Source organism: Antarctobacter sp. (assembly GCF_965277915.1).
Classification (GTDB): Bacteria; Pseudomonadota; Alphaproteobacteria; order Rhodobacterales; family Rhodobacteraceae; genus Antarctobacter.
Window position 1 is genome coordinate 2,164,830 of the sequence record NZ_OZ255849.1, and the last position, 22,123, is coordinate 2,186,952.

Here is a 22,123-nt window from a genome sequence, read left to right on the forward strand (position 1 = left end):
GTGATGCGAAGGAGCCGCCATGACCTGGACACATCTGCTGGCCTTCAACCTGACCCTTTTGGCCGCGATGGCGGCTCCGGGACCTGCCCTGCTCTATGCGCTGCGCCAGTCGATCGCGGGCGGGTTCCGCACCGGGGTTGCGACGGGCACGGGCCTGGGCCTGATGGCCGCCTGCTGGACCGGTGCCGCGCTCCTGGGGTTGGAGGTGATCTTTGCGCTCTTTCCCTTTGCCTACGGCGCCATGAAACTGGCCGGCGCGCTGTATCTCATGTGGATTGCCTGGGGCCTTTGGCGCGATGCGCGCAAGCCGGTGGCAGACAGTGCGCTGCCCGGCGCCAATGCCTTTCTGGGCGGGCTTCTGGTGAACCTGCTGAACCCGAAATCGGTGCTGTTTGCCGCCTCCGTCCTGGTCGTGATCTTTCCCGCCGACATGGGTCTTGGGGGCAAGGCACTGATCGTGGCCAATCATTTCCTGGTCGAGGTGACGGTCTACGGGCTGTTCGCCGCGCTCCTGTCCACCGCGCCCGCCCGTACCGGTTACCTGCGGGCCAAGCCGGTGATCGACCGGGTGGCGGCGGCCCTGCTTGGGGCTTTGGGGCTGCGGCTGTTGCTGTCGCGGTAACGAGCGCTTGCCCCGTGCTGTGCCGCTGACGTATAGGCTCTGTCCACAGCGCTTGCCGAGGAGAATGCCATGACCGACCGCCTGCCCCACGAAAAAGGGTTCCACGTCAGCTGGGACCAGTTGCACAGGGATGCGCGGGCGCTGGCCTGGCGGCTGCAGGGACAGGGGCCGGACAACGGTTACTGGAAGGCGGTGGTGGCCATCACCCGCGGCGGCATGGCGCCGGCGATGATCGTGGCGCGGGAACTGGACATTCGCACCGTCGATACGATCAGCGTCAAGAGCTACCACTCGGGCGGCGGAAAGGCCGATCAGCGGCGCGAGGCACAGGTGCTGAAATCCCCGGATTCCGAGCTGGTCGGCGAAGGCGAAGGCGTTCTGATCATCGACGACCTGGTGGACAGCGGCAAGACGCTGGAACTGGTTCGCAGCATGTACCCAAAGGCACATGTGGCGACGGTCTATGCCAAGCCGCAGGGCCGCCCGCAGGTCGACACCTTCATCACCGAGGTCAGCCAGGACACCTGGATCTTCTTCCCGTGGGACATGGCTCTGCAATACGTCAAACCCTATCGCGGCGACGATTGAGCGCGTGATCCAAAGGCGCGCCTGACGGCGCCCTCTCACTCTTGGGGGCAAGGCCCCCAAACCCCGGCGAGGGCGCTGCCCTCGCGCTCCCGAAGTATTTCCGGCCCAAAGAACCACATGGATGGAGCACGCGGATGGTCACGCGCACCGAGGCAACCTTTTTCCCGCCCATCCCCGAGGCACAGCGCTGGCTGAAAGGGGTGGACTTTCCGCCGGAGCGCCCGCTGATCAACCTCAGCCAGGCGGCACCCGCGGATCCGCCTCCCGCGCCCATGCGTGCCGCGATGGCCGAGATGCTGGAGGATCCGGCCAGCCACCTGTACGGACCGGTGTTGGGTCTGCCCGCGCTGCGCGAGGCCTTGGCGGAGGATTGGGCGCGCCAATATGGCGGCACGGTCGCGGCGGCCCAGACCGGCATCACGGCGGGCTGCAACCAGGCCTTTGCTGCCACCATCGCAGCCAACTGCGGCGAGGGCGACGAGGTGATCCTGCCGGTGCCCTGGTACTTCAATCACAAGATGTGGCTGGACATGAGCGGGGTGCACGCAGTGCCCCTGACCTGCGGCAAAGACCTCGTGCCTGACCCGGAGGCCGCGCGCGCGCTCATCACGCCGCGCACCCGGGCCATCGCGCTTGTCACCCCCAACAACCCTTGCGGCGTGGAATACCCGGCGGAGGTGCTGGAGAGGTTCTACGACCTCTGTGCAGAGGCCGGTATCCGCCTGATCGTCGATGAAACCTATCGCGATTTCGACTCGCGCAGCGGGGCACCGCACGGATTGCTGACGCGCAAGGGTTGGGACAGCGTCCTGGTGCAGCTCTACAGCTTCTCCAAGGCCTACCGGCTGACCGGCCACCGTGTCGGCGCCGTCATCGGCCAGCCCGAGTTGCTGCACCAGATCGAGAAGTTTCAGGACACCGTGGCGATCTGCGCCCCCTCTCTGGGCCAGCGCGCCGCTCTCTGGGGGCTTGAAAACCTTGGCCAGTGGAAGGCCGAACAGCGCGCCGAGATCCTGGATCGCCGTGCCGCGATCGAGGAATGTTTCGCACCGCTGGCCGCGCGCGGCTGGCGGCTCTTGGGCTGCGGCGCCTATTTCGCCTATATCGAACATCCCTTTGCCGAAGGCTCTGCCACGTTGGCGCCGCGGCTGGTGCGCGAGGCGGGCGTGCTGATCCTGCCGGCCACGATGTTCACGCCCGAGGGCGACCCCAGCGGCGACCGGCAGTTCCGGGTCGCCTTCGCCAATACGGACCGCGCCGGGATCGCCGAGTTCGCGCGCAGGCTGGCGCAGGTCGACGGGCCTCTTGCAGCCCCCGGGGGAGCCGCATAGACAGGGGCAAACCGACAGCGGGAGGTCGAGATGGCGGACAAGAAGAGCGGCGTGGGAAAGTACCTGGTCTGGGGTCTGCTGGGCCTTTTGCTACTGGGTCTCGGCGGCTTTGGCGCCACCAATTTCTCGGGCACGGTGCGGTCGATAGGCAAGGTCGGCGAGGCCGAGATCTCGACCAATGACTATTTCCGGGCGCTGCAGAACGAGATCCGCAACATCCAGCAGCAGAGCGGACAGGCGCTCTCCTTCCAGCAGGCGCAAAGCCTTGGCCTGACACAGCAGGTGCTGAGCCAGCTGGTCGTCACCGCCGCTCTGGAGAACGAGGCCGACACGCTGGGCCTGTCCATCGGCGACACCCGCCTTGCCGAGGATCTGCGCCAGATCCGCGCCTTTCAGGCGGTTGACGGCAGCTTCAACCGTGAGGCGTACAGGCTGACCCTGGAAAACGCGGGCCTCACGGAACGCGAGTTCGAGGAAAAGCTGCGCAATGAAAGCGCCAGCTCGCTGCTGCAGAGCGCCGTTCTGGCCGGTATCCGACTGCCCGACTCCTATGTCGACACGCTGATCGGCTATACCGCCGAACGTCGCAGCATCACCTGGGCCGTGGTCGGGGAAAGCCAGCTGGACCTCGACATCGCCGCGCCGACCGAAGAGGACCTGCGCACGCACTACGATGACAACATCGACAAGTTCACCCGCCCCGAGACCAAGCGCCTGACCTATGCCTGGGTGACGCCCGAGATGCTGGTCGACAGCGTCGAAGTGGACGAAGACAGCCTGCGCGCTGCCTATGATGAGCGCAAGGACGAGTTCGACCTGCCCGAGCGGCGGCTCGTGGAACGGCTCGTCTTCAACGACACCGCCGCCGCCGAGGCCGCGCTGGCGCGCATCACCTCGGGAGAGATCGGCTTTGGCGACCTTGTCGACGAACGTGGGCTGGCGCTTGAAGACACCGACATGGGCGATGTCACCCGCGCCGACCTGCGCGATGCGGCGGACGCGGTCTTTGACGGCGAGGTTGGCCAGGTGGTCGGCCCCGCGCCGACACCGCTTGGTCCGGCCCTTTTCCGGATCAACGCCGTCCTTCCGGCGCAGCTGACCCCGTTCGAGGATGCGATCCCCGGCCTGCGCGGCGAACTTGCGCTGGACCGCGCGCGTCGGGTGATCGACGCCCAGGCCCAGGGGTACGACGACGAGCTTGCCGCGGGTCTCACGCTGGAGGAACTGGCAGAGACAACCGATCTTGACCTGGGAGAGATCGGATGGACCGGCGACAACGATGAGGGCATCGCGGGCTACCCCGCCTTCCGCGACGCGGCTGAAGCCGCGAAAGACGGTGATTACCCGGCCATCGCCACCCTTGGTGACGGCGGTGTCTTTGCCTTGCGGCTGGACGAAGTCGAGCCCCCCGCGCCCTTCCCCTTCGACGAGGTGCGCGAGCAGGTCGAGGCCGACTGGCGCGAGGTGCAGAAGGCGGACGCGTTGTTGAAACAGGCGCAGGCATTGGCGGGTCAACTGGGCGAAGGCGCAACCTTCGAGGGCCTGAACCTGACCGCCCAGACCGAAGAGGCGCTGACCCGGACCTCTTTCGGCGCGGTGCCGCGTGCCGTGCTGGAAGCGGTCTTTGACATGGAGCCCAACCAGGTCCGCGCCGTCAGTACCGGCGCATCGGCTGTCGTGGTCCGGCTGGATGAGATCCTGGACGTCGATCCCGAAGACGAACAGGCCAAACAACTGGCACAATTGTTCCGCGACCAGGCGGCACAGGCCGTGGCTCAGGACCTGTTCCGCGCCCTCGCCTCGGACATCCAGGACCGCGCCGGCGTGGACCTCGACCAGGCGGCGATCAACGCCGTTCACGCCAACTTCCAGTAGAGACGATGGTACAGCTTATTCCTTCCTTCGACGGCTTCGCCGCGGCCTACGAGGCGGGCCGCAACCAGGTTGTCTATGCCCGCCTGGCTGCCGATCTCGACACGCCTGTGTCGCTGATGCTGAAACTGACCGGTGCAGCGCGCGATGCCTTCATGCTGGAATCCGTGACCGGCGGAGAGGTGCGCGGGCGGTATTCGATCATCGGGATGAAGCCGGACCTGATCTGGCAATGCCACGGTGACCAGAGCCGCCTCAACCGCATGGCACGCTTCGATCCCGACGCCTTCGAGCCGCAGCAGGACGACCCACTGACCGCACTGCGCGCGCTGCTGGCCGAAAGCCGCATCGACCTGCCCGACGACTTGCCACAGGCTGCGGCCGGCCTGTTCGGCTACCTAGGCTACGACATGATCCGGCTGGTCGAACACCTGCCGAATGTGAACCCTGATCCGCTGGGCCTGCCCGACGCGCTACTCATGCGGCCCTCGGTCGTGGCGGTGCTGGACGGGGTCAAGGGCGAGGTGACGGTGGTCTCACCCGCTTGGGTGCAGGACGGGCTGTCGGCGCGCGCCGCCTATGCGCAGGCCGCCGAACGAGTCATGGACGCAGTACGGGATCTGGAACGCGCCCTGCCTCAGGCCTCGCGCGATCTGGGCGACGCGGCGGACCTGGGTGAACCGGTCTCCAACTTTGCCCATGACGCCTATCTGTCAGCCGTGGACAAGGCCAAGGAGTACATCCGCGCGGGCGACATCTTTCAAGTTGTGCCCTCGCAACGTTGGACGCAGGACTTCCCCCTGCCCCCATTCGCGCTCTACCGCTCGCTGAGGCGCACGAACCCCTCGCCGTTCATGTTCTACTTCAACTTTGGCGGGTTCCAGGTCATCGGCGCCTCTCCCGAGATCCTCGTACGGGTCTTCGGCAACGAAGTGACGATCCGCCCGATTGCGGGCACGCGTCCGCGCGGCGCCACGCCCGCCGAGGACAAGGCGCTGGAAGAGGATCTGCTGGCGGACCAGAAGGAACTGGCCGAACACCTGATGCTGCTGGACCTTGGCCGCAACGACACCGGCAAGGTGTCGAAAATCGGCACCGTCCGACCGACCGAGAAATTCATCATCGAGCGCTACAGCCACGTCATGCACATCGTGTCGAACGTGGTCGGCGAACTTTCCGAGGATCAGGACGCGCTCTCCGCCCTGCTGGCGGGGCTTCCTGCGGGCACCGTCAGCGGCGCCCCGAAGGTCCGTGCGATGGAAATCATCGACGAGCTGGAACCGGAAAAGCGCGGCGTCTATGGCGGTGGCGTCGGTTACTTCAGCGCCGGCGGCGACATGGACATGTGCATCGCCCTGCGCACGGCATTGGTGAAGGACCGCAAACTATACATCCAGGCGGGCGGCGGCGTGGTCTACGACAGCGACCCCGAGGCCGAGTACCAGGAGACGGTGCACAAATCCAATGCGATCCGGCGCGCCGCGGCAGATGCGGCGCGTTTCACCGGCGACGGCAACGGTTGAACCGGGGCAGCGGGCTTCCTCGGTTTGCGGCAATCGCCGCCGCAGCCTAAGCCGCCGCCTCCTGGCGAATCCTCTCGATCATGGCGCGCAGCCCGTTTGATCGCTGCGCCGACAGGTGCTCGTGCAGCCCCAGCCGGCCCAGTTCCGCGCGCGCGTCGACGCCGGGCACCTCGGACAGTGGCAAACCGTCGTACAGACGGTGCAAGAGCGCGATCAGCCCCTTGACGATCAGCGCGTCGCTGTCGCCCTGGAACCGGAAAACTTCGTCCTCGGGCGTCATGTGCAGCCAGACCTGGCTGGCGCAACCTTCGACCTTGGTGGCGGGCACTTTCAGTGCTTCGGGCATCGGCTCCATGTCCTTGCCCATTTCGATCACCATGCGGTAGCGGTCCTCCCAGTCCTCCAGGAACTCGAAATCCTCGACCACGTCTTCGAATGCTGCCTGTGCCATTCTGACCTCCGTTTGCCGCAGACCTAGGCAGAGCCGCGACAAAGGTCCAGCCCCCAACCGGCGCGAGGTTCTTTTCAACGGCGCAGTTCTGCGCTAACCCTCCGTGAAATCTGCTTGGGGGCGTAACATGTTCAAACCGGTATCCACCCTCGTACTTGCGGCGATCCTGCTGACAAGCTGCGGTGTAGTACGCGACAGCCGCCTGAACCCGGTGAACTGGTTCGGGCGCAGCGAGTCGCGCCCAGTGGCCACGGTCAACGACGAGGTGAACACCCTGATCCCCCGCGCGCGCGAGTCGATCTTTCGCGAGGAAAAGGACACCACCTATCGCGGAACCGACATGGGCGAAATCACCGAACTGGTGATCGAACGTCGCCCCGGCGGCGCCATTGTCCGCGCGACCACCGTTGCCGATTACCAGGGCGCCTTCGACGTCAAGCTGGTCAAGATCGACGAGGAAAGCGGCGAAGGCACGCTGACCTACGCCTTTCGCGGATTGCAGCCGCGCGGCGCCAAGGGACCCGCCCAGTCGCGGACCCATACGGCGGCCGTCTGGCTGACCGACAACGAACTGCTGGACGTGCGCCTGATCCAGGTCAAGGGCCGCCACAACGTGCGAAGCGCGCGCCGCTGAGCGGCGCAGCCCTCTCGCTTAGCGGCGGTCAGAGGTCGATGACCTTGACCGCCTTGCCCCTGGCCCCCAGAGCGATCTCACCGTCACAGAGACGCAGGGCATCCTCTCCGAAAACTTCTCGGCGCCAGCCGGTCAGCGCAGCCACGTCGCGCTGGCCTGCCGCGATGGCATCCAGGTCCGAGGCCGGCGCGATGAGCTTGGACGCGACGCCGTAGCTCTCGGTCTTGGCCTTCAGGAGAACACGCAGAAGATCAGAGAGCGCTGGGTTCACCTGCAATTTCTCGCGGTCGTTCACGACATTGGGCAGGTTCTCCTTGGGGCATTCCTGCCCGGCGGCGACGGCCGCAAGGATTCCGTCGGCGATGGCGCCCTTGCGCGCCTCACGCAGCAGCAGACGCGACCGGCCCAGATCATTCATGTTCTGCGGCTTTGTCGAGGCCAGCTCGACCAGAGCATCGTCCTTGAAAACCCGGTTGCGCGGGATGTTGCGTTCCTGCGCATAGGCCTCTCGGAAGGCCGCAAGCTCGCGCACGATGGCAAGGAAGCGCGGCGAGTTCGACCGCGTCTTGACGCGTTTCCAGGCATCCTCTGGATGCGTCACATAGGTCTGAGGATCGGTCAACACCGCCAGTTCCTCGGCCACCCAGCGGGCGCGGCCGGTCTCTTCCAGCTTTGCGTTCAGGAATTCGTAGATCTGGCGCAGGTGCGTGACATCCGCCAGCGCATAGGTCTTTTGCGCGTCGGTCAGCGGGCGTCGCGACCAGTCGGTGAACCGCGAACTCTTGTCGAGCTGCTGCTTGGCGATCCGCTTGACCAGCGTTTCATAGCCGACCTGTTCCCCGAAACCGCAGACCATCGCGGCCACCTGCGTGTCGAACAGCGGCTCGGGGATCACGCCATGATCGACGTGGAAGATTTCCAGATCCTGCCGCGCCGCATGGAAGACCTTGACCACGTCCTTGTTCTGGAACAGCGCCATCAGCGGGTCCAGCGAAAGATCCCCTTCCAGCGGATCGACCAGCACCGCATCCGCGTCATCCCGGCCCGGCAAGGCCAGCTGGATCAGGCAGAGTTTGGAGTAATAGGTCCGCTCCCGCAGGAACTCCGTATCCACGGTCACGTAAGGAACAGAGGCAGCTGCCTCGCAGAAGGCCGCCAGCTCTTCCGTCGTCGTCAAGGTTTTCATGCGGGCTCCGGCTGGATTCACGGGCCAGGTAAGGCCCGCTCCGTGAAAGGTCAGGCAAGGTCATGGCGCCGATGGGCCCCTTGCGTCCGGCCACCATAGAACAATACCCGGGGACATTCAAAGCCCGTCTGGCAAGCCGCACGCCGGATGGCGGCCCATCATGAACCGTGATCCGATGCGATCCAAACATTCATTTAAAGAATGAAGGCGGCGCGCCTATCTGCTTGTCATCGCAAACAGGAGACCGCCGATATGACAACCGTAGACCATCACATTCACCAGGCCGCCCCGCGGTCCGAGAACGCCGAAACCCCGCGCCTGATCGCCATGATCGTCACCTTGGCGGCGCTGGCCTTCATCGGGCTGGCAGCGCTGAGTGCCCCTGCTTCTGCGCCTGACCCGGAGGGCTGGCACGGCAACTCCGCGTCGATGCAGCGGCTCGACGGCTAGGTGGGCTCAAGGCAAGTCCACGCGCGTCCGGTCCCCGGCGGCAAAGCGGCGCAGGACCGCCGGGTACAGCTGGTGCTCCATCCTGAGCACCCGCTCCGCCAGCGCCTCGGCCCTGTCTCCCGGCAGGATCGGCACCCTTGCCTGTCCAAGGATCGGGCCGTCGTCCAGTTCCGGCGTCACCTCGTGCACGGTACAGCCGGCCTCCGTGTCGCCCGCCTCGATCGCCCGGGCATGGGTGTTCAGCCCCCGGTACTTGGGCAAGAGCGAAGGGTGGATGTTGAGCATGCGCCCTTCCCAGGGCGTCACAAATCCCGCTGTCAGGACGCGCATGAACCCGGCAAGACACAGGATGTCCGGATCGTGCGGAGCCAGCGCCTGTTGCAACGCCTCTTCAAAGGCTGAGCGGTCGCCGCCAAAGGGGCGATGATCGACGACAGCGGTCGGCACGCCGCGCTCCGCCGCCTTCTGCAACCCGCCCGCATCGGCATTGTTCGACAGGACAAGGATCGGTCGCGCCGGATGGTCTCCGGTCATGCTGTCGACCAGCGTGACCATGTTGGACCCTCCGCCGGAGATGAAGATGGCGACCCGTTTCACCCCAGCGACCCGCTGTAGGTGACGCCGTCACCGGAGGTGAGGCGGCCCAGCCGGTACACCTTCTCGCCATGTTCGGCCAGCAGCGCGTCGATGGCATGTTCGCTTTCGGGGTCGACAACAAGGATCATGCCGATGCCGCAGTTGAAGGTCTTGAGCATTTCACCCTCTTCGATGCCGCCGATGCCGCGCATCCACTTGAAGAGATCCGGCAGACCCCAGGCATTCAGGTCGATCTCGGCGCCAAGCCCCTCGGGCAGCACCCGCGGCAGGTTCTCGGTCAGGCCGCCGCCGGTGATATGGGCCAGCGCGTGCACGCCGCCCACGCCGATGGCCCCCAAGGCCGGCTTGACGTAGAGCCGGGTCGGGGCCAGCAGCGCCTCACCCAGCGTCGCGCCGCCCCAGGGGCAGGCCGCGTCCCAGCCCAGTCCCGACATTTCGACCAGCTTGCGCACGAGGCTGTAGCCATTGGAATGCACCCCGTCCGAGGCCAGGCCCAGCAGGACGTCGCCGTCCTTGACCCCATCGGGCAGCGCCGCGCCGCGCTCCATCGCACCCACGGCAAAGCCAGCAAGGTCGAAATCCCCTGCGGGGTACATGCCCGGCATCTCGGCCGTCTCGCCGCCGATCAGGGCACAGCCCGAGCGCACGCATCCCTCGGCGATGCCTTCGACCACCCGCGCGGCGGTCTCTGTCTCCAGCTTGCCGGTGGCAAAGTAGTCGAGGAAAAAGAGCGGCTCTGCCCCCTGGCAGACCAGATCGTTGACGCACATGGCGACGAGGTCGATGCCGACGCCGTCCACATGGCCGGTGTCGATCGCGATGCGCAGCTTGGTTCCCACGCCATCGGTGGCCGCCACGAGCACCGGATCGTCGTAGCCCGCGGCCTTGAGATCGAAGAGCGCGCCGAAGCCGCCCAGCCCGCTCATCACGCCCGGACGCGTGGTCCGTTTCGCGGCCGGCTTGATCCGTTCGACCAGCGCGTTGCCTGCGTCGATATCCACGCCCGCCTGGGCATAGGTCAGCCCGTTCTTGCCATCGCTCATTGGGATCTCCTTCAGGCCCGTGCCCGATTTTCGCTCGCGCTTAGCGCATCGCAGGGCGCCCTGCAACGTGGACGCTTGACGCGGCAGGGCGCCGTGGTAGTGAGAACGTCACGGTGGGCCTGTAGCTCAATTGGTTAGAGCAGGGCGCTCATAACGCCTTGGTTGGGGGTTCGAGTCCCTCCGGGCCTACCACTCCCCCCGCTCTTCGATTCGCGGACGCCTCCGTGGTCTGATCGTTGTGATCCGGCCGCTCCGCATCGGCTCTGGCCGCGGGGCCATGCGGGCTGGCTCATGCCTTGTTGATGACGGCCAGACATTGTTACGCTCCATCCGCCTTTCCTTTCCACAATTTCCAAGGATACCGATCCATGGCGATCACAACGCTTTCGACAATCGTTAACACCACGCAATCCATCGTGTCCGATGACGATCTGCTGATCCTGTCGACCGGAGGCATAGTCTTGTCGGCTGGGGCCGTTTCGGCCCCATCCGGGAACGCCAAGTTGACAAACTACGGACTCATATACACCGAGGGCAACGCGTTCTCGGACCCCGTCGGCTTCAGCACCATCACCAACTTCGGGACAATGGAAACCAGCAACTTCCCGGCCGTCATCGACGCTGGCTCAAACGCCGCGCTGACCGGCCTGAGGCTGTTGAACTACGGGGACATCATCGGAAGCGGCGCATTGTCCGATGGTCTTCTGCTGGCTTCCGGCGGGAACTTTCTCTACAATTACGGGACGATAACGTCCAACTCCGACAATGCGATACAGATCGATTCGACGTTCGAAGGCGGATCGCATGCAAACTACATTTTCAACGCCGGACTGCTTCAGTCGAATTCACTAGCAACAATCACCACGGGCGCTGACGTCGAGACGATCCGGAACGACGGCACCATCGATTCCGCCAATGCCGCAGCGATCGTTACCGCTGGCGGGGACGACAAAGTCTCCAACAGCGGCAAGATCTTCGGCGACGTCCTCCTTGGCGACGGAGCCGATCTTTACCGCGGTCTGATAAACGGGTTCGTCGATGGCGAGGTTTTTGGCTCAAACGGCAATGACACTCTGATCGGCAGCGCAGCAGACGATAACCTTTCCGGCAGCAATGACGATGACCTGCTCGTGGGCCACGACGGCGATGACACCTTGGATGGGGGCACTGGTTTTGACACGCTCATCGGCGGGGATGGAAACGACTCGATGATCGGTGGAAGCTCCGACGACACGGTGAACGGTGGCGCCGGATCCGATACCATCACCGGCGATGCGGGCAATGACTTGCTGGTTGGCGGCGACGGCTCCGACCTTATCGAAGGCGGTTCCCAAAACGACACGATGGAAGGCGGCAACGGGGACGACAGCCTGGAAGGCGACGACGGCAACGACATCCTGCGCGGCCGCGCTGGAGAAGACGAATTGGTGGGCGGTCTTGGACGGGATTTCCTGACCGGCGGCCAGGATGCGGATATTTTCGTCTTCCGTTCGCTGGCAGAAACGGTCGTGGGCGCCAACCGGGACCAGATCCTGGACTTCGAGCAGGGCGTCGACCTGATCGTGGTCGCCGGGCTGTCGCCGGGTGTCTTCGAGTTCCGCGGCACCGGTGGATTTGCCCCTTCGGGCAACCCCGAACTGCGCCTGCTGGAAACCGCCACGGGCTCGACGCTTGTCCTTCTCGATGCCGATGGCGATGGCATACAGGATGCGGAAATCCGCGTCGCAGGCGTGACCGGCCTGACGGCGGATGACTTCACGCTGTAACGAAAGGGGCGCGCCCTGCCCGTCCGGGCGCGCCCGGATCACCGGCCCTTAAACAAGCTGCCTAGGACGCCGCGCACGATGCGGCGTCCGGTTGTGCCGGTCAGTTCCTTCATGACCATGTCGCCCATCGCCTGGCCAAAGCTCTTGCCCCGCCGTACCGGGCGAGAGGTCGACCGGCTGACTCGCACGCCCGAATACCGACGGGCTGCGCGGAATTCACGCGCCGCGGCCTCTTCCTCTTCGCGCTCTGCGGCCTCGGCGGCCTTTGCCGCGGCCTCGGCCCGGGCGCGCAGGATCTCGTGGGCGGAGTCCCGGTCGATGGCAGTGTCGTATTTCCCGGCCATCTCCGACCCGGCCATAACGGCGCGTCGCTCAGCCTCGGTGATTGGCCCCAGCTGCGAGGACGGCGGACGGATCAACGTACGCTGCGCGATTCCGGGCGCGCCTTTCGCCTCGAGAAACGATGTCACGGCCTCGCCCACGCCGACCGTACGGATCGCCACTTCGATGTCGAAGGCAGGGTTTTCGCGGTAGGTCTCGGCGGCCAGTCGCAGTGCCCGCTTGTCGCGTGCGGTGAAGGCCCGCAAGGCATGCTGGACCCGGTTGCCAAGCTGGCCCAGCACATCCTCTGGGATATCGTCCGGCGACTGGGTGACGAAATAGACGCCGACCCCCTTGGACCGGATCAGGCGCGCCACCTGTTCCACCTTGTCCACCAGTGCCTTGGGGGCGTCGTCGAACAGCAAGTGCGCCTCGTCGAAGAAAAAGACAAGCCGCGGCTTCTCGGGGTCGCCCACCTCTGGCAGTTCCTCGAAAAGTTCGGACAAGAGCCACAGCAGGAAGGTCGCGTAGAGGCGCGGTCGCGCCATCAGCTTGTCGGCGGCTAATACGTTGACCATGCCCCGTCCATCCGCCGCAACCTGCATCAGGTCCGCCAAGTCCAGCGCCGGTTCGCCAAAGAACGCTGCGCCACCTTCGTTTTCCAGCACCAGCAGACGCCGCTGGATCGCGCCAATGGAGACGACGGAGATATTGCCATAGCGTAGCGACAGGTCCTTGCGGTTCTCCCCCAGCCAGACCAGCATCGCCCGCAGGTCATCGAGGTCCAGCAGCGCCAACCCCTCCTCGTCACTGAGCCGGAAGGCGATGTTCAGGATGCCCTCCTGCGCCTCGCTGAGATCCAGCAGGCGCGACAGCATCAGCGGCCCCATCTCCGTCACCGTGGTGCGCACCGGGTGGCCCTGGGCACCGAAGAGGTCCCAGAACCTGACCGGAAAGGCATCATAGGCGAAATCGTCGAACCCCATCTTGGCGCAGCGATCCATGAAAGCGCCGTGCAGCTTGTGCGTCTCGTTGCCCGCAACCGCCAGACCCGACAGGTCGCCTTTCACGTCGGACAGAAACACCGGCACACCGGCGGCGGAAAACCCCTCGGCCAGGATCTGAAGCGTGACGGTCTTGCCGGTGCCCGTCGCCCCCGCCACCAGCCCGTGCCGGTTGGCATAGCCAAGGTCCAGAAACTGCCTGACGTCATGACTCTCGCCCGCGCCACCCACGAAAACCGCCTTGTTCATGATTGATCCCCCAGCTCGCACGGCATGAACATACAACGTTAACCATTTGATGCCAGTATGTTTCTGGTCCGGGACGACATGTCCTCTCCTGTCCCGGGCAGACTTCCTCCCTGTCAGACTGGCCGCGCCCTAGGGCGCGGCTTTTTTGTTCCGGCAGAATTGCACCTACTGACGTGAAAAGAAGGTGGAAATCCCTGTTGACCAAGCGCAAGTCTTCTCGTAGCGTCACGACCAATGACAAAGTCGGCCGGTCCGACAGGGAGTGAAATGGAAAGGGGCCCTCGGGCCCCTTTCCTTTTGATCGCAGACGCCCGTCCCCGGGGATACCGGCGCCGAGGCTCTGCCAGATGTCCGCGGCATGTCGCGCATTGCCGCTGCGGCACGGCGGAATTCTTCCCTGACAGTCCGTCCGACGCGTGCTAATCGACAGGTCAGGCAAATGACCGGATTTTAGAGGACATCATGAAGAAACCGCTTATCCTACTGTCGTTGATCGCCTCGTTGGGCGCAGGCACGGGCTATGCCCAATCCGCCGACGGCGGCGATCCGGCGGCCCAACCGGCCGATCCGGGAATCGAACTCGGGCAGCCTGTTCGCAACGAACCCTATATCAAAGAGGTCTACGACGACTGGACGCTCGAATGCATCAAGGATCAAGCTGACAACGAAGCCTGCACGATGGTTCAGCTCCTGAAAGATCCCCAGAACAACCAGGACATCGCACAGGTCGAAGTCAAAAGGGTCGAGAACGCTGGTCAGATCGCGGCACTTGTGACCGTTATCGTTCCCCTTGAAAGCTCACTGAAACATGGCCTCAAGGTGTCCATCGACGGGCGCGAAGGCAAGCAATACCCCTATGACGTCTGCTCGCGTATCGGCTGCATGTCGCGATATGGACTCGTCGCTGAGGACGTCGAGGCCTACAAGGCCGGGAATGTCGCGACGATCACCATTGTGCCGTTTCTTGCGATGAACCAGCCGATTCCTCTTTCCCTCTCGCTCAAGGGCTTTACCGCCGCCTTGGCGGAGGTCAGCGTCGTCAGGCCCTGAGGCTCTGACCGAATTTGGTCGGCGCTCCGGAAACCGGGGCGCCGTTTTCGTTTCCGGTCCATTGCCGGGCACTCAATGCGCCTTGGCGTCACCCTCTCCGAAGAAACGCGCCCAGACCGGCGCGACCAGCTTGGTCCCGATGGGAATAAGGACCAGCCCGGCCAGGAACCCGATCACAAAGTCGATCCCCGCCGTCACGCCCCATTCCAGCAGCGCATCTCCATTGCCGATGGAATGCGCGATGTCATGCACCGCCTGGTACGGCACGCCCCATCCCATTTCCTTCAGCGAATTGGTGAGGATGTGCCCACCAACCCAAAGCATGGCTGCCGTCCCGATGATCGCCAGCGCCTTCAGCAGCCAAGGCATGAACTTGACGATGGCACGACCAAAGCCGCGCGTCGCGCCCAGGCGACCGCGTTGGCTCAACCACAGGCCCACGTCGTCCATTTTCACGATGATGGCCACGGCGCCGTAGACGGCAAAGGTGATCAGCACCGCAACCACGGCCAGCGTCGCGGCCTGCATGGCGAAATTCGGCGCCTCAATGGCCGAGAGCGAGATCACCATGATCTCTGCCGAAAGGATGAAATCCGTCTTGATCGCGCCCTTGACCTTGGCCTCTTCAAGGTGCGTGGGATCGCCGACGTCATGGCTGCCGTCCGGACCACCGGAATGATCGTCATGGGGCATCAGCACATGGACGATCTTCTCTGCCCCCTCGAAACACAGGTAGCACCCGCCCAGGATCAGCAAGGGCCAGACCAGCCAGGGCGCAAAAGCCGCCATCAACAGGGCCGCCGGCATCAGGAAAACCAGCTTGTTGATCAGGGACCCCCGCGCAATCCGCCAGATGATCGGCAATTCGCGGGCCGGTTCAAAACCCTGCACGTATTTCGGTGTCACCGCTGCGTCGTCGATGATGACGCCCGCGGTCTTGGACCCGGCTTTCATTGCCGCCGCGCCAATATCGTCGACCGAGGCCGCCGCCACCTTGGCGATCGCAGAAACGTCATCAAGAAGTGCCAGAAGTCCGCTCATACCGCGCCCCCACTCAACCTGTTCATCGCGAACCTACCCCTTGGGACGCAAACCGCAAGCGCCACGCCCCGCCGCCCTGCCCGGCCAGCACCAGGCAGCCACCGGCGATGGCCCAGTTCTTGACGAAGATGCTCATTTGCCAGGGATCGTCCGGAACCAGGTGAAAGAAGGACGTCCCCATGCAATACAGCGCCAGCGACAGGGCCACCGGACGCAGCGCGATTCCCAGGATCAGCGCCACCGCCGCCCCGAGGTTGTAGGCCATCGCCACCCAGACCAACCCGAATGGCAGCCCCCAACCTTCCAGCATCTCTCCGGCCGGGGTCGAATCGATGGCCTTCTGCACCGCCCCGGCAAGGAACAGCGCCGCGATAAGGATGCGCCCGGCAAGGCTGACAAGGTTGTTCCATCTCTGCATGGCGAAGATCCCCTGTGGTTCCCACCACGTTACCGCAAACGCGATCGGAGGGTTAGCGCCACCACGCGAATCCTTGTCACGTTTACCGCTAACATATTGTTCCACAATGGTTATTGGACTTTGCAGATGCAGAAGGGCTCCTTATACGGAAGCCGACAGAATTTTCAGGAGGCGAGCATGACCGTCACGATCGGGATCAACGGATTTGGCCGCATCGGCCGCTGCACTCTGGCGCATATCGCGGAATCCGCACGCAACGATGTCCAGGTCGTCAGGATCAATGCACCCGGTCCGATCGAGACCCATGCTCACCTGCTGCGCTACGACAGCATCCACGGTCGCTTTCCCGGCGATGTCACAGTCAAGGACCAGGCGCTGGATCTGGGCCGTGGCCCCATCGACGTGATGTCCTCCTACGAGATGGGTGACCTCGACTGGAGCGGCTGCGACGTGGTCCTGGAATGCACCGGCAAGTTCAACGATGGCGAAAAGGCCAGCGCCCACATGAACCGGGGCGCAAAGTCGGTGCTGATCTCGGCGCCCGCCAAGAACGTGCAGCGCACCGTGGTCTACGGCGTGAATCACCGTGACCTGGTCAAGGGCGAGACCATGATCTCGAACGGGTCCTGCACGACCAACTGCCTCGCCCCGCTGGCCAAGGTGCTGGACGAGGGCATCGGCATCGAATCCGGCATCATGACGACGATCCACAGCTACACCGGCGACCAGCCGACGCTGGATCGGCGCCATGCCGATCTCTACCGCGCCCGGGCCGCCGCAATGGCGATGATCCCGACCTCGACCGGCGCCGCCAAGGCGCTGGGTGAGGTGTTGCCGAACCTCCAGGGCAAGCTCGACGGCTCTGCCGTCCGGGTGCCCACACCGAATGTCTCTGCCGTGGACCTGACCTTCTATGCCTCGCGCGACGTGACCGTCGAGGACGTCAACGAAGTGGTGGCAGAGGCCGCGGCGGGCCGCATGGGCGCCGTGCTCTCCTACGATCCGGAACAGAAGGTCTCGATCGACTTCAACCACACCACGCATTCGTCGGTCTTTGCCCCCGACCAGACCAAGGTCGTCGGCAAGCGCATGGTCCGCGTGCTGGCATGGTATGACAACGAATGGGGCTTTTCCGCCCGCATGGCCGATGTTGCCGCCGCGATGGGCCGCCTGCTGCATTGATCGGAGCATCAGAACCTTGCTCTCGCCGCGTCCCTTTGTGAGGGTCGCGGTAATGTTGCTTCTCCAGGTAGACGATGGATTGGCTAAAGAAGCTCTTGGGGATCCGCAGTCACGATGACGGACCGCCGCCGCAAGACCCGAGACCCTCCGACGGGAATTTGACAGTTTTCTGCGCGCCCGCCTGGACAGTTTGGTCCCAAAGCTGGCCCCGATCTTTGATGGGTTCGAGCCGGCCACTCTGCCTGCCGAGATGACGCATCTGCATATAGAAGTGTCCGACGATGTCGGCTATGAGCTGCGCCTGATTGGTCTTGGCGCCGACGGGATCGAGTTCTTCGAAACCGCCCCCAAAGACCGATCCCAACAGCCCGCTAGCGGTCATGCATTCCTTTGCCCGCCAGGATCCGCGGCGCATGCCTGTCGATGCGGGCGCTGCGCGTGGCCGATTGTTTTGCCTCCGAAAAATGCAGCAGGTAGCCGCGCCTGCGTCCTGGCGTCAGCGCCTCGAATGCCGCGCGCAGGGCCTCGTCCTCTTCCAGCCGTGCCGTCAGTTCCTCTGGGTAGTCCAGATCGTCCTTGGCGAAATCGACCTTTGCGCCGCTCTTCTCAACGGCGATGGCCCGCGCGACATAGTCGCGGACCTGCCCCGCCCGGGCAGCGACCTCCTCTGATGTCTGGAACCGAAGATATTTCGACGCACGCGAGCGCGGACCGGTCAGGATCAAGGCGCCTTCCGGGTCGTCGATCAGGGTACCCTTGAAAAAGGCCAGCCGGCAGCCGTCAGAAAACCCACCCAAGATCGCCACGTTGGATCCCCCAAAGGTGTAGCAGGCAGCCCCCCATTTCAGCGTCTCGCCCAGCTCGGTCCCCGCGAGTACCGCGCGCAAAGCGGACAGAACCCCGCCCCAGGTCTCGTCGGCAAAAAAACTGTCGAGATCGGGGGCGCGGTCCATCACGGGCCTCAGAGATAGTCGGCGCGGGCCAGTCCGTACTTGGCCATCTTCTCGTTCAGCGTCCGGCGCGGCAGGCATAACTCGTCCATCACCGCCGAGATCGAGCCCTTGTGTCGCCGCATGGTGTTGTCGATCAGCATGCGTTCGAATGCCTCGACGTATTCCTTGAGCGGTTTGCCCTCCGTCGTCATGACCGGCTGCATGTCGTCATGGTCGCTCATCAGCAGAGAGGCGATGGTCCCCTGCCCGCGCCGCGATTGCAGCACCGCACGTTCGGCAAGGTTGATCAGCTGTCGCACGTTGCCCGGCCAGGGCGCCTGCAAGAGCTGCGCGGCCTCCTGTGCGCTGACCTTGGGGGCATCGCAGCCGTATTCCTCGGCAAAGCTTTCCGACAGCCGGGTAAAGAGCGTCAGGATATCCTCACCGCGCGACCGCAGCGGCGGAACGACGATCTTGAGAGCGGCCAGCCTGTAGTAGAGATCCGGACGCAGCGCCTGCTCGCAGGTGCGGCCCTCTTCCTGCAGGTTGGAAATGGCAACGATGCGTGTTTCGGGCGGCGTGCCCTCGTCGTTGATCGCGTTCAGCAGGCGAGCCTGCGCCGCATCCGATAGGACCTCGATATCTTCCAGAACCAGCGTGCCGCCGCGCGCCTCCTCCATGGCCGGCAGGCGCGTGTCCTCAGGCTGCATCGGGCCGAACAGGCGCCGGGTCAGCGCATCCTCGTCCATTGCCGCGCAGCGCACGAGGGTAAATTTCTTGCCCGCCCGCGCGCCGACCGCGTGCAGCGCATGGGCCACCAGTGTCTTGCCGGTGCCGGTCTCCCCCTCGATCAGGACGTGCCCGTCCGCCTGGCCCAGGTCCAGAATGTCCTCGCGCAGGCGTTCCATCGCGGGGCTGGCGCCGATCAGCTTGGACATGATCTGGCTGCCATCCGCCAGTTCCCGGCGCAGCGCGCGCGTATCCAGCGTCAGGCGTCGCGCGTTGGTGGCCTTTTTCGCCAGTTCCGACATGCGATCCGGGTTGAACGGCTTTTCAAGGAAATCGAAGGCCCCGATGCGCATCGCCTCCACCGCCATCGGCACGTCGCCGTGCCCAGTAATCATAATGACCGGTAGCGCGCTGTCCGTGCCCATCAGCTTTTTTAGGAACTGGATCCCGTCCATGCCCGGCATCTTGATGTCCGAGATGACGATGCCCGGGAAATCCGCATTGAGCCGCCCCAGCGCTTCTTCGGCACTGGAAAAGGTTTCGGTGTCGTAACCGGACAAGGCCAGCCATTGGCTGATCGACTGGCGCATGTCCTGTTCGTCATCCACGATGGCGATTTTCATTGCGTTGGCCATTGGCAGTTTACTCCGCTGCTTCTGTGGATTCGTTCAAGACGGGCAGTTGCATCTCGAAGACTGCACCGCCGCCCTCTCCGTTGCGGGCGGTCAGGCGCCCCCCTAGTTCGGACACGATGCCCGAGGAGATCGCGAGGCCAAGACCCACGCCATCGCCCGGCTGCTTGGTTGTGTAAAAGGGCTCGAAGAGCGCATCGAGGTTTTCGATCCCGGTTCCGTTGTCGCGCACGGTCAGTGTCGCGGTTTCGCCCGCGGCCAGGATGATGTCCACCTGCGGGTCATCAACCGACTTGGTGGCGTCAAGCGCGTTGCGCAAGAGGTTGACCAGAACCTGCTCGATCCGCATCCGGTCCCCCATGACGCGCACGGGCGTCTCTGGAAGGATCTTGGTGATCTTCACGCGGCGCGATTTCAGCTGCGGTTCCATCATCGCCAGCGACGAGGCCAGCGCCTCTCCCATGTCCACCGGGCTGAGTTGTTCCTGCCCCTTGCGGGCAAAACTCTTCAGCTGGCGCGTGATCGCGCCCATGCGTTCGATCAGGTCGTCGATGCGGTGAAAGGCGCTGAGCGCCTCGTCGGGGCGGTTGCGGCGCAGCAGAAGGCGCGCGCCGGCCAGATAGGTCTTCATTGCGGCCAGAGGCTGGTTCAACTCGTGGCTGACGGCGGCGGACATCTCCCCAAGGGCGGCCAGTTTCGACGACTGCGCCAGCGACTGTTCCGCAACGGCCAGGTTCTTCTGCAACCGCTCACGTTCCGCGATTTCGCGTTGCAGACGGGCATTCAGCGCGCGCAATTCCGTGGCGTCCCGCTGGAACAGCGCCATCCGGATCGCCGTCTTGCGCGAGAGCGCGTAGAAGACCAGCGCCGCCAATAGCGCAAACCCCATGATTTCCAGCGCCAGAACCGCGTTCACCCGCTCGCGCACGCTGGCATAGGTGGTGAAGGTCACCAGCGTCCAGCCGCGAAAGGGAATACGCCCGTCTATCCGCATGACGGCCTCGCCCCGCAGGTAGGCGTCCGCCTGTTGCGCGGTCCAATCGGCGGTGGCGCGGATGGCGCGTTCGATCGCACCTTCGGCGGGTTGGCGCTGCAAGGCGTCCGTGGGTGTCAGCCCGCGCCAGCGGGGTTCCGTCGCCAGGATGATCGTGCCCTCGGAATTCGTCACCATGACCGCATCGGTGATCCCCGCCCAGGCCCGTTCGAACTTGGCCAGGTCGACCTCGACCATGATGACGCCGACCGTATCGCCGCCACTTTCCATGCGCCGGGCATAGGTAAAGCTGAAGTTGCCCGTCTCTAGCGGGAGAGCGGTAAAGACGGTGGTGTTCGAGCGCAGCGCATCGACGAAATAGGCCGCTTCGCGGTGCGACTGGCCCAGCCGGTTACGGTCGGTTGCGGCCACGGTACGTCCGTCCCGGTCCAGCAGCATCAGCGAGGCGGCGCCGATCTCGTCAACGAAGGAAATCAGGCGCTGAGAGCTCTGGCTGTAGTCCTGCGCGTTCAGCGCGGCGATCAGGGCCGGGTCGCGGGCCAGCAGTTGCGGCACGATGGCATTGCGGCGCAACTCCGAGATCAGGTTGCCGGAATAAAGCGCCAGGCGCAGTTCGGCCCGGTTGCGCACGGTCTCGGTGAAACGGTCGGTCAGCAGCCAGTTGGTGACCCAGACGGTGCCGACGGCGGCCAGCAGCAGCAGGACTAGCGCGATGCGCGCACGGCCCGAGAACGGGCCGGCGCGACGCAGTCCAGTTCTGGTGCCATCCGATGCCATGGCGCCCAGAATAGGCTGCGCGGGCCGCACCCTCAAGTCAGGCGGCGGTCAGGGCCCCTGCCAGATGGGCGAAAAGGCGCGCACCATCCTCGTTGCCGTGCGCCGCTTCGCTTGCGCGTTCGGGGTGCGGCATCATGCCCAGCACGCGCCGGTTGGCCGACAGCACCCCGGCGATGTCGCGCGCCGATCCGTTCGGATTGTCCGTATAGCGGAAGGCCACCCGGTCGTCTGCTTCCAGCATGTCCAGCGTCGCCTCGTCGGCGAAATAGTTGCCGTCATGGTGCGCGATGGGCAGCGCGATCTCGGTATCGCGGCCATAACCCTCGGTGAACACGCTGGCGCCCTCGGCGCGCAGACCCACGGTGCGGCAGATGTATTTCAACCCCGCGTTCCGCAGCAGCGCCCCGGGCAGCAGACCGGTTTCGGTCAGCACCTGGAAGCCGTTGCAGATCCCCAGGGCATAGCCGCCGCGTTCGGCATGCGCCTTGACCGCGTTCACGATGGGCGCGTTGGCCGCGATGGCGCCGCAGCGCAGGTAGTCGCCAAAGGAGAACCCGCCGGGAATACCGACCAGGTCGATACCTGCGGGCAGGTCCGTGTCCTTGTGCCAGACCATCTGCACCTGCAGGCCGGCCTGCTCGAAGGCAACGGCAAGATCACGGTCGCAGTTGGACCCGGGAAAGACGATGACGGCAGCTTTCATCAGCACGCTCCTTGTCAGGCGGTGAGTG

At 64.7% G+C, this 22,123-nt stretch carries 22 protein-coding genes and 1 tRNA gene; 11 read left to right on the forward strand and 12 right to left on the reverse strand.

The features are described 5' to 3' along the window. Positions 1–19: 19 nt before the first annotated feature. The 5 genes from ACQY5B_RS11385 (at position 20) to trpE (ending at position 5,936) form a co-directional block, all read left to right on the forward strand. Positions 20–622, forward strand: a complete 603-nt coding sequence (locus tag ACQY5B_RS11385) for a LysE family translocator (RefSeq protein WP_420325197.1) — start codon at positions 20–22, stop codon at positions 620–622. A gap of 69 nt (positions 623–691) precedes the next feature. Then, the gene (gpt, locus tag ACQY5B_RS11390) at positions 692–1,210 is read left to right on the forward strand and encodes a xanthine phosphoribosyltransferase (protein WP_420325195.1); all 519 of its coding nucleotides are present in this window, start codon (positions 692–694) and stop codon (positions 1,208–1,210) included. Between the two features lie 134 nt (positions 1,211–1,344). Further along, on the forward strand, positions 1,345–2,541 hold the full coding sequence (locus tag ACQY5B_RS11395; protein WP_420325194.1) for an aminotransferase: 1,197 nt from the start codon (positions 1,345–1,347) through the stop codon (positions 2,539–2,541). 30 nt (positions 2,542–2,571) lie between these two features. Beyond that, a complete protein-coding gene (locus ACQY5B_RS11400; protein ID WP_420325193.1) occupies positions 2,572–4,416 on the forward strand; it encodes a peptidyl-prolyl cis-trans isomerase in 1,845 nt (614 codons plus the stop codon). A 5-nt stretch (positions 4,417–4,421) separates the two neighbouring features. After that, positions 4,422–5,936 carry an anthranilate synthase component I gene (gene trpE / locus ACQY5B_RS11405; RefSeq protein ID WP_420325192.1) on the forward strand — a complete coding sequence of 505 codons (1,515 nt, stop codon included), beginning with the start codon at positions 4,422–4,424 and terminating at the stop codon, positions 5,934–5,936. 46 nt (positions 5,937–5,982) lie between these two features. Here the strand turns inward: trpE and ACQY5B_RS11410 are convergent, their stop codons facing one another. Beyond that, the gene (locus tag ACQY5B_RS11410) at positions 5,983–6,387 is read right to left on the reverse strand and encodes a SufE family protein (RefSeq protein WP_305971365.1); all 405 of its coding nucleotides are present in this window, start codon (positions 6,385–6,387) and stop codon (positions 5,983–5,985) included. Positions 6,388–6,514: 127 nt separating this feature from the next. Here ACQY5B_RS11410 and ACQY5B_RS11415 point away from each other — a divergent pair, with 127 nt between their 5' ends. Further along, positions 6,515–7,021, forward strand: coding sequence for a hypothetical protein (locus ACQY5B_RS11415; RefSeq protein ID WP_420325191.1), 507 nt, complete (start codon positions 6,515–6,517; stop codon positions 7,019–7,021). A gap of 28 nt (positions 7,022–7,049) precedes the next feature. On the opposite strand, the gene rnd is transcribed toward ACQY5B_RS11415, so the two are convergent. Continuing rightward, positions 7,050–8,207 carry a ribonuclease D gene (gene rnd / locus ACQY5B_RS11420; protein ID WP_305971363.1) on the reverse strand — a complete coding sequence of 386 codons (1,158 nt, stop codon included), beginning with the start codon at positions 8,205–8,207 and terminating at the stop codon, positions 7,050–7,052. 252 nt (positions 8,208–8,459) lie between these two features. On the opposite strand from rnd, the gene ACQY5B_RS11425 reads away from it, so the two are divergent. Then, on the forward strand, positions 8,460–8,657 hold the full coding sequence (locus ACQY5B_RS11425) for a hypothetical protein (RefSeq protein ID WP_420325190.1): 198 nt from the start codon (positions 8,460–8,462) through the stop codon (positions 8,655–8,657). Between the two features lie 6 nt (positions 8,658–8,663). On the opposite strand, the gene purN is transcribed toward ACQY5B_RS11425, so the two are convergent. Next, the gene (gene purN, locus ACQY5B_RS11430) at positions 8,664–9,254 is read right to left on the reverse strand and encodes a phosphoribosylglycinamide formyltransferase (protein ID WP_420325189.1); all 591 of its coding nucleotides are present in this window, start codon (positions 9,252–9,254) and stop codon (positions 8,664–8,666) included. After that, positions 9,251–10,297, reverse strand: coding sequence for a phosphoribosylformylglycinamidine cyclo-ligase (purM, locus tag ACQY5B_RS11435; RefSeq protein ID WP_420325188.1), 1,047 nt, complete (start codon positions 10,295–10,297; stop codon positions 9,251–9,253). The genes purN and purM overlap by 4 nt, the downstream gene beginning before the upstream one ends. Before the next feature lie 115 nt (positions 10,298–10,412). On the opposite strand from purM, the gene ACQY5B_RS11440 reads away from it, so the two are divergent. Together ACQY5B_RS11440 and ACQY5B_RS11445 are read left to right on the forward strand one after the other, a co-directional pair. Further along, positions 10,413–10,489, forward strand: a tRNA-Ile gene (locus ACQY5B_RS11440). 176 nt (positions 10,490–10,665) lie between these two features. Next, the gene (locus ACQY5B_RS11445; RefSeq protein ID WP_420325187.1) at positions 10,666–12,063 is read left to right on the forward strand and encodes a calcium-binding protein; all 1,398 of its coding nucleotides are present in this window, start codon (positions 10,666–10,668) and stop codon (positions 12,061–12,063) included. 38 nt (positions 12,064–12,101) lie between these two features. On the opposite strand, the gene ACQY5B_RS11450 is transcribed toward ACQY5B_RS11445, so the two are convergent. Next, positions 12,102–13,637 (reverse strand): helicase HerA-like domain-containing protein, encoded by a 1,536-nt coding sequence (locus ACQY5B_RS11450; protein ID WP_420325186.1) that lies wholly within the window; start codon positions 13,635–13,637, stop codon positions 12,102–12,104. 462 nt (positions 13,638–14,099) lie between these two features. On the opposite strand from ACQY5B_RS11450, the gene ACQY5B_RS11455 reads away from it, so the two are divergent. Then, positions 14,100–14,687, forward strand: coding sequence for an invasion associated locus B family protein (locus ACQY5B_RS11455; protein WP_420325185.1), 588 nt, complete (start codon positions 14,100–14,102; stop codon positions 14,685–14,687). Positions 14,688–14,759: 72 nt separating this feature from the next. Here the strand turns inward: ACQY5B_RS11455 and ACQY5B_RS11460 are convergent, their stop codons facing one another. After that, complete coding sequence (locus ACQY5B_RS11460) at positions 14,760–15,728, reverse strand: DUF808 domain-containing protein (protein WP_420325184.1); 969 nt, start codon at positions 15,726–15,728, stop codon at positions 14,760–14,762. 22 nt (positions 15,729–15,750) lie between these two features. Continuing rightward, complete coding sequence (locus ACQY5B_RS11465) at positions 15,751–16,146, reverse strand: DoxX family protein (RefSeq protein ID WP_420325183.1); 396 nt, start codon at positions 16,144–16,146, stop codon at positions 15,751–15,753. Between the two features lie 177 nt (positions 16,147–16,323). On the opposite strand from ACQY5B_RS11465, the gene gap reads away from it, so the two are divergent. Then, positions 16,324–17,328 (forward strand): type I glyceraldehyde-3-phosphate dehydrogenase, encoded by a 1,005-nt coding sequence (gap, locus tag ACQY5B_RS11470; RefSeq protein ID WP_420325182.1) that lies wholly within the window; start codon positions 16,324–16,326, stop codon positions 17,326–17,328. Positions 17,329–17,437: 109 nt separating this feature from the next. On the opposite strand, the gene ACQY5B_RS11475 is transcribed toward gap, so the two are convergent. The 5 genes from ACQY5B_RS11475 to purQ are packed head-to-tail and all read right to left on the reverse strand — an operon-like array spanning position 17,438 to position 22,095. After that, positions 17,438–17,710, reverse strand: a complete 273-nt coding sequence (locus tag ACQY5B_RS11475) for a hypothetical protein (RefSeq protein WP_428400344.1) — start codon at positions 17,708–17,710, stop codon at positions 17,438–17,440. Continuing rightward, positions 17,700–18,281: a YdeI/OmpD-associated family protein gene (locus tag ACQY5B_RS11480; RefSeq protein ID WP_420325180.1), complete on the reverse strand. Its 582-nt coding sequence runs from the start codon at positions 18,279–18,281 to the stop codon at positions 17,700–17,702. Before ACQY5B_RS11480 ends, ACQY5B_RS11475 begins: the two co-directional genes overlap by 11 nt. An 8-nt stretch (positions 18,282–18,289) precedes the next feature. Beyond that, complete coding sequence (locus tag ACQY5B_RS11485; RefSeq protein ID WP_305970259.1) at positions 18,290–19,624, reverse strand: sigma-54-dependent transcriptional regulator; 1,335 nt, start codon at positions 19,622–19,624, stop codon at positions 18,290–18,292. A gap of 7 nt (positions 19,625–19,631) precedes the next feature. Beyond that, positions 19,632–21,392, reverse strand: coding sequence for a sensor histidine kinase (locus ACQY5B_RS11490; protein WP_421917662.1), 1,761 nt, complete (start codon positions 21,390–21,392; stop codon positions 19,632–19,634). 37 nt (positions 21,393–21,429) lie between these two features. Continuing rightward, entirely contained in the window at positions 21,430–22,095 is a 666-nt protein-coding gene (gene purQ / locus ACQY5B_RS11495; protein WP_420325178.1) for a phosphoribosylformylglycinamidine synthase subunit PurQ, read from the reverse strand. Positions 22,096–22,123 lie beyond the last annotated feature (28 nt).

Coding starts and splice junctions, on each gene's coding strand:
- ACQY5B_RS11385 (WP_420325197.1), top strand. CDS start 20: ATGACCTGGACACATCTGCTGGCCTTCAACCTGACCCTTTTGGCCGCG.
- gpt (WP_420325195.1), top strand. CDS start 692: ATGACCGACCGCCTGCCCCACGAAAAAGGGTTCCACGTCAGCTGGGAC.
- ACQY5B_RS11395 (WP_420325194.1), top strand. CDS start 1,345: ATGGTCACGCGCACCGAGGCAACCTTTTTCCCGCCCATCCCCGAGGCA.
- ACQY5B_RS11400 (WP_420325193.1), top strand. CDS start 2,572: ATGGCGGACAAGAAGAGCGGCGTGGGAAAGTACCTGGTCTGGGGTCTG.
- trpE (WP_420325192.1), top strand. CDS start 4,422: ATGGTACAGCTTATTCCTTCCTTCGACGGCTTCGCCGCGGCCTACGAG.
- ACQY5B_RS11410 (WP_305971365.1), bottom strand. CDS start 6,387: ATGGCACAGGCAGCATTCGAAGACGTGGTCGAGGATTTCGAGTTCCTG.
- ACQY5B_RS11415 (WP_420325191.1), top strand. CDS start 6,515: ATGTTCAAACCGGTATCCACCCTCGTACTTGCGGCGATCCTGCTGACA.
- rnd (WP_305971363.1), bottom strand. CDS start 8,207: ATGAAAACCTTGACGACGACGGAAGAGCTGGCGGCCTTCTGCGAGGCA.
- ACQY5B_RS11425 (WP_420325190.1), top strand. CDS start 8,460: ATGACAACCGTAGACCATCACATTCACCAGGCCGCCCCGCGGTCCGAG.
- purM (WP_420325188.1), bottom strand. CDS start 10,297: ATGAGCGATGGCAAGAACGGGCTGACCTATGCCCAGGCGGGCGTGGAT.
- ACQY5B_RS11445 (WP_420325187.1), top strand. CDS start 10,666: ATGGCGATCACAACGCTTTCGACAATCGTTAACACCACGCAATCCATC.
- ACQY5B_RS11450 (WP_420325186.1), bottom strand. CDS start 13,637: ATGAACAAGGCGGTTTTCGTGGGTGGCGCGGGCGAGAGTCATGACGTC.
- ACQY5B_RS11455 (WP_420325185.1), top strand. CDS start 14,100: ATGAAGAAACCGCTTATCCTACTGTCGTTGATCGCCTCGTTGGGCGCA.
- ACQY5B_RS11460 (WP_420325184.1), bottom strand. CDS start 15,728: ATGAGCGGACTTCTGGCACTTCTTGATGACGTTTCTGCGATCGCCAAG.
- ACQY5B_RS11465 (WP_420325183.1), bottom strand. CDS start 16,146: ATGCAGAGATGGAACAACCTTGTCAGCCTTGCCGGGCGCATCCTTATC.
- gap (WP_420325182.1), top strand. CDS start 16,324: ATGACCGTCACGATCGGGATCAACGGATTTGGCCGCATCGGCCGCTGC.
- ACQY5B_RS11475 (WP_428400344.1), bottom strand. CDS start 17,710: ATGACCGCTAGCGGGCTGTTGGGATCGGTCTTTGGGGGCGGTTTCGAA.
- ACQY5B_RS11480 (WP_420325180.1), bottom strand. CDS start 18,281: ATGGACCGCGCCCCCGATCTCGACAGTTTTTTTGCCGACGAGACCTGG.
- ACQY5B_RS11485 (WP_305970259.1), bottom strand. CDS start 19,624: ATGGCCAACGCAATGAAAATCGCCATCGTGGATGACGAACAGGACATG.
- ACQY5B_RS11490 (WP_421917662.1), bottom strand. CDS start 21,392: ATGGCATCGGATGGCACCAGAACTGGACTGCGTCGCGCCGGCCCGTTC.
- purQ (WP_420325178.1), bottom strand. CDS start 22,095: ATGAAAGCTGCCGTCATCGTCTTTCCCGGGTCCAACTGCGACCGTGAT.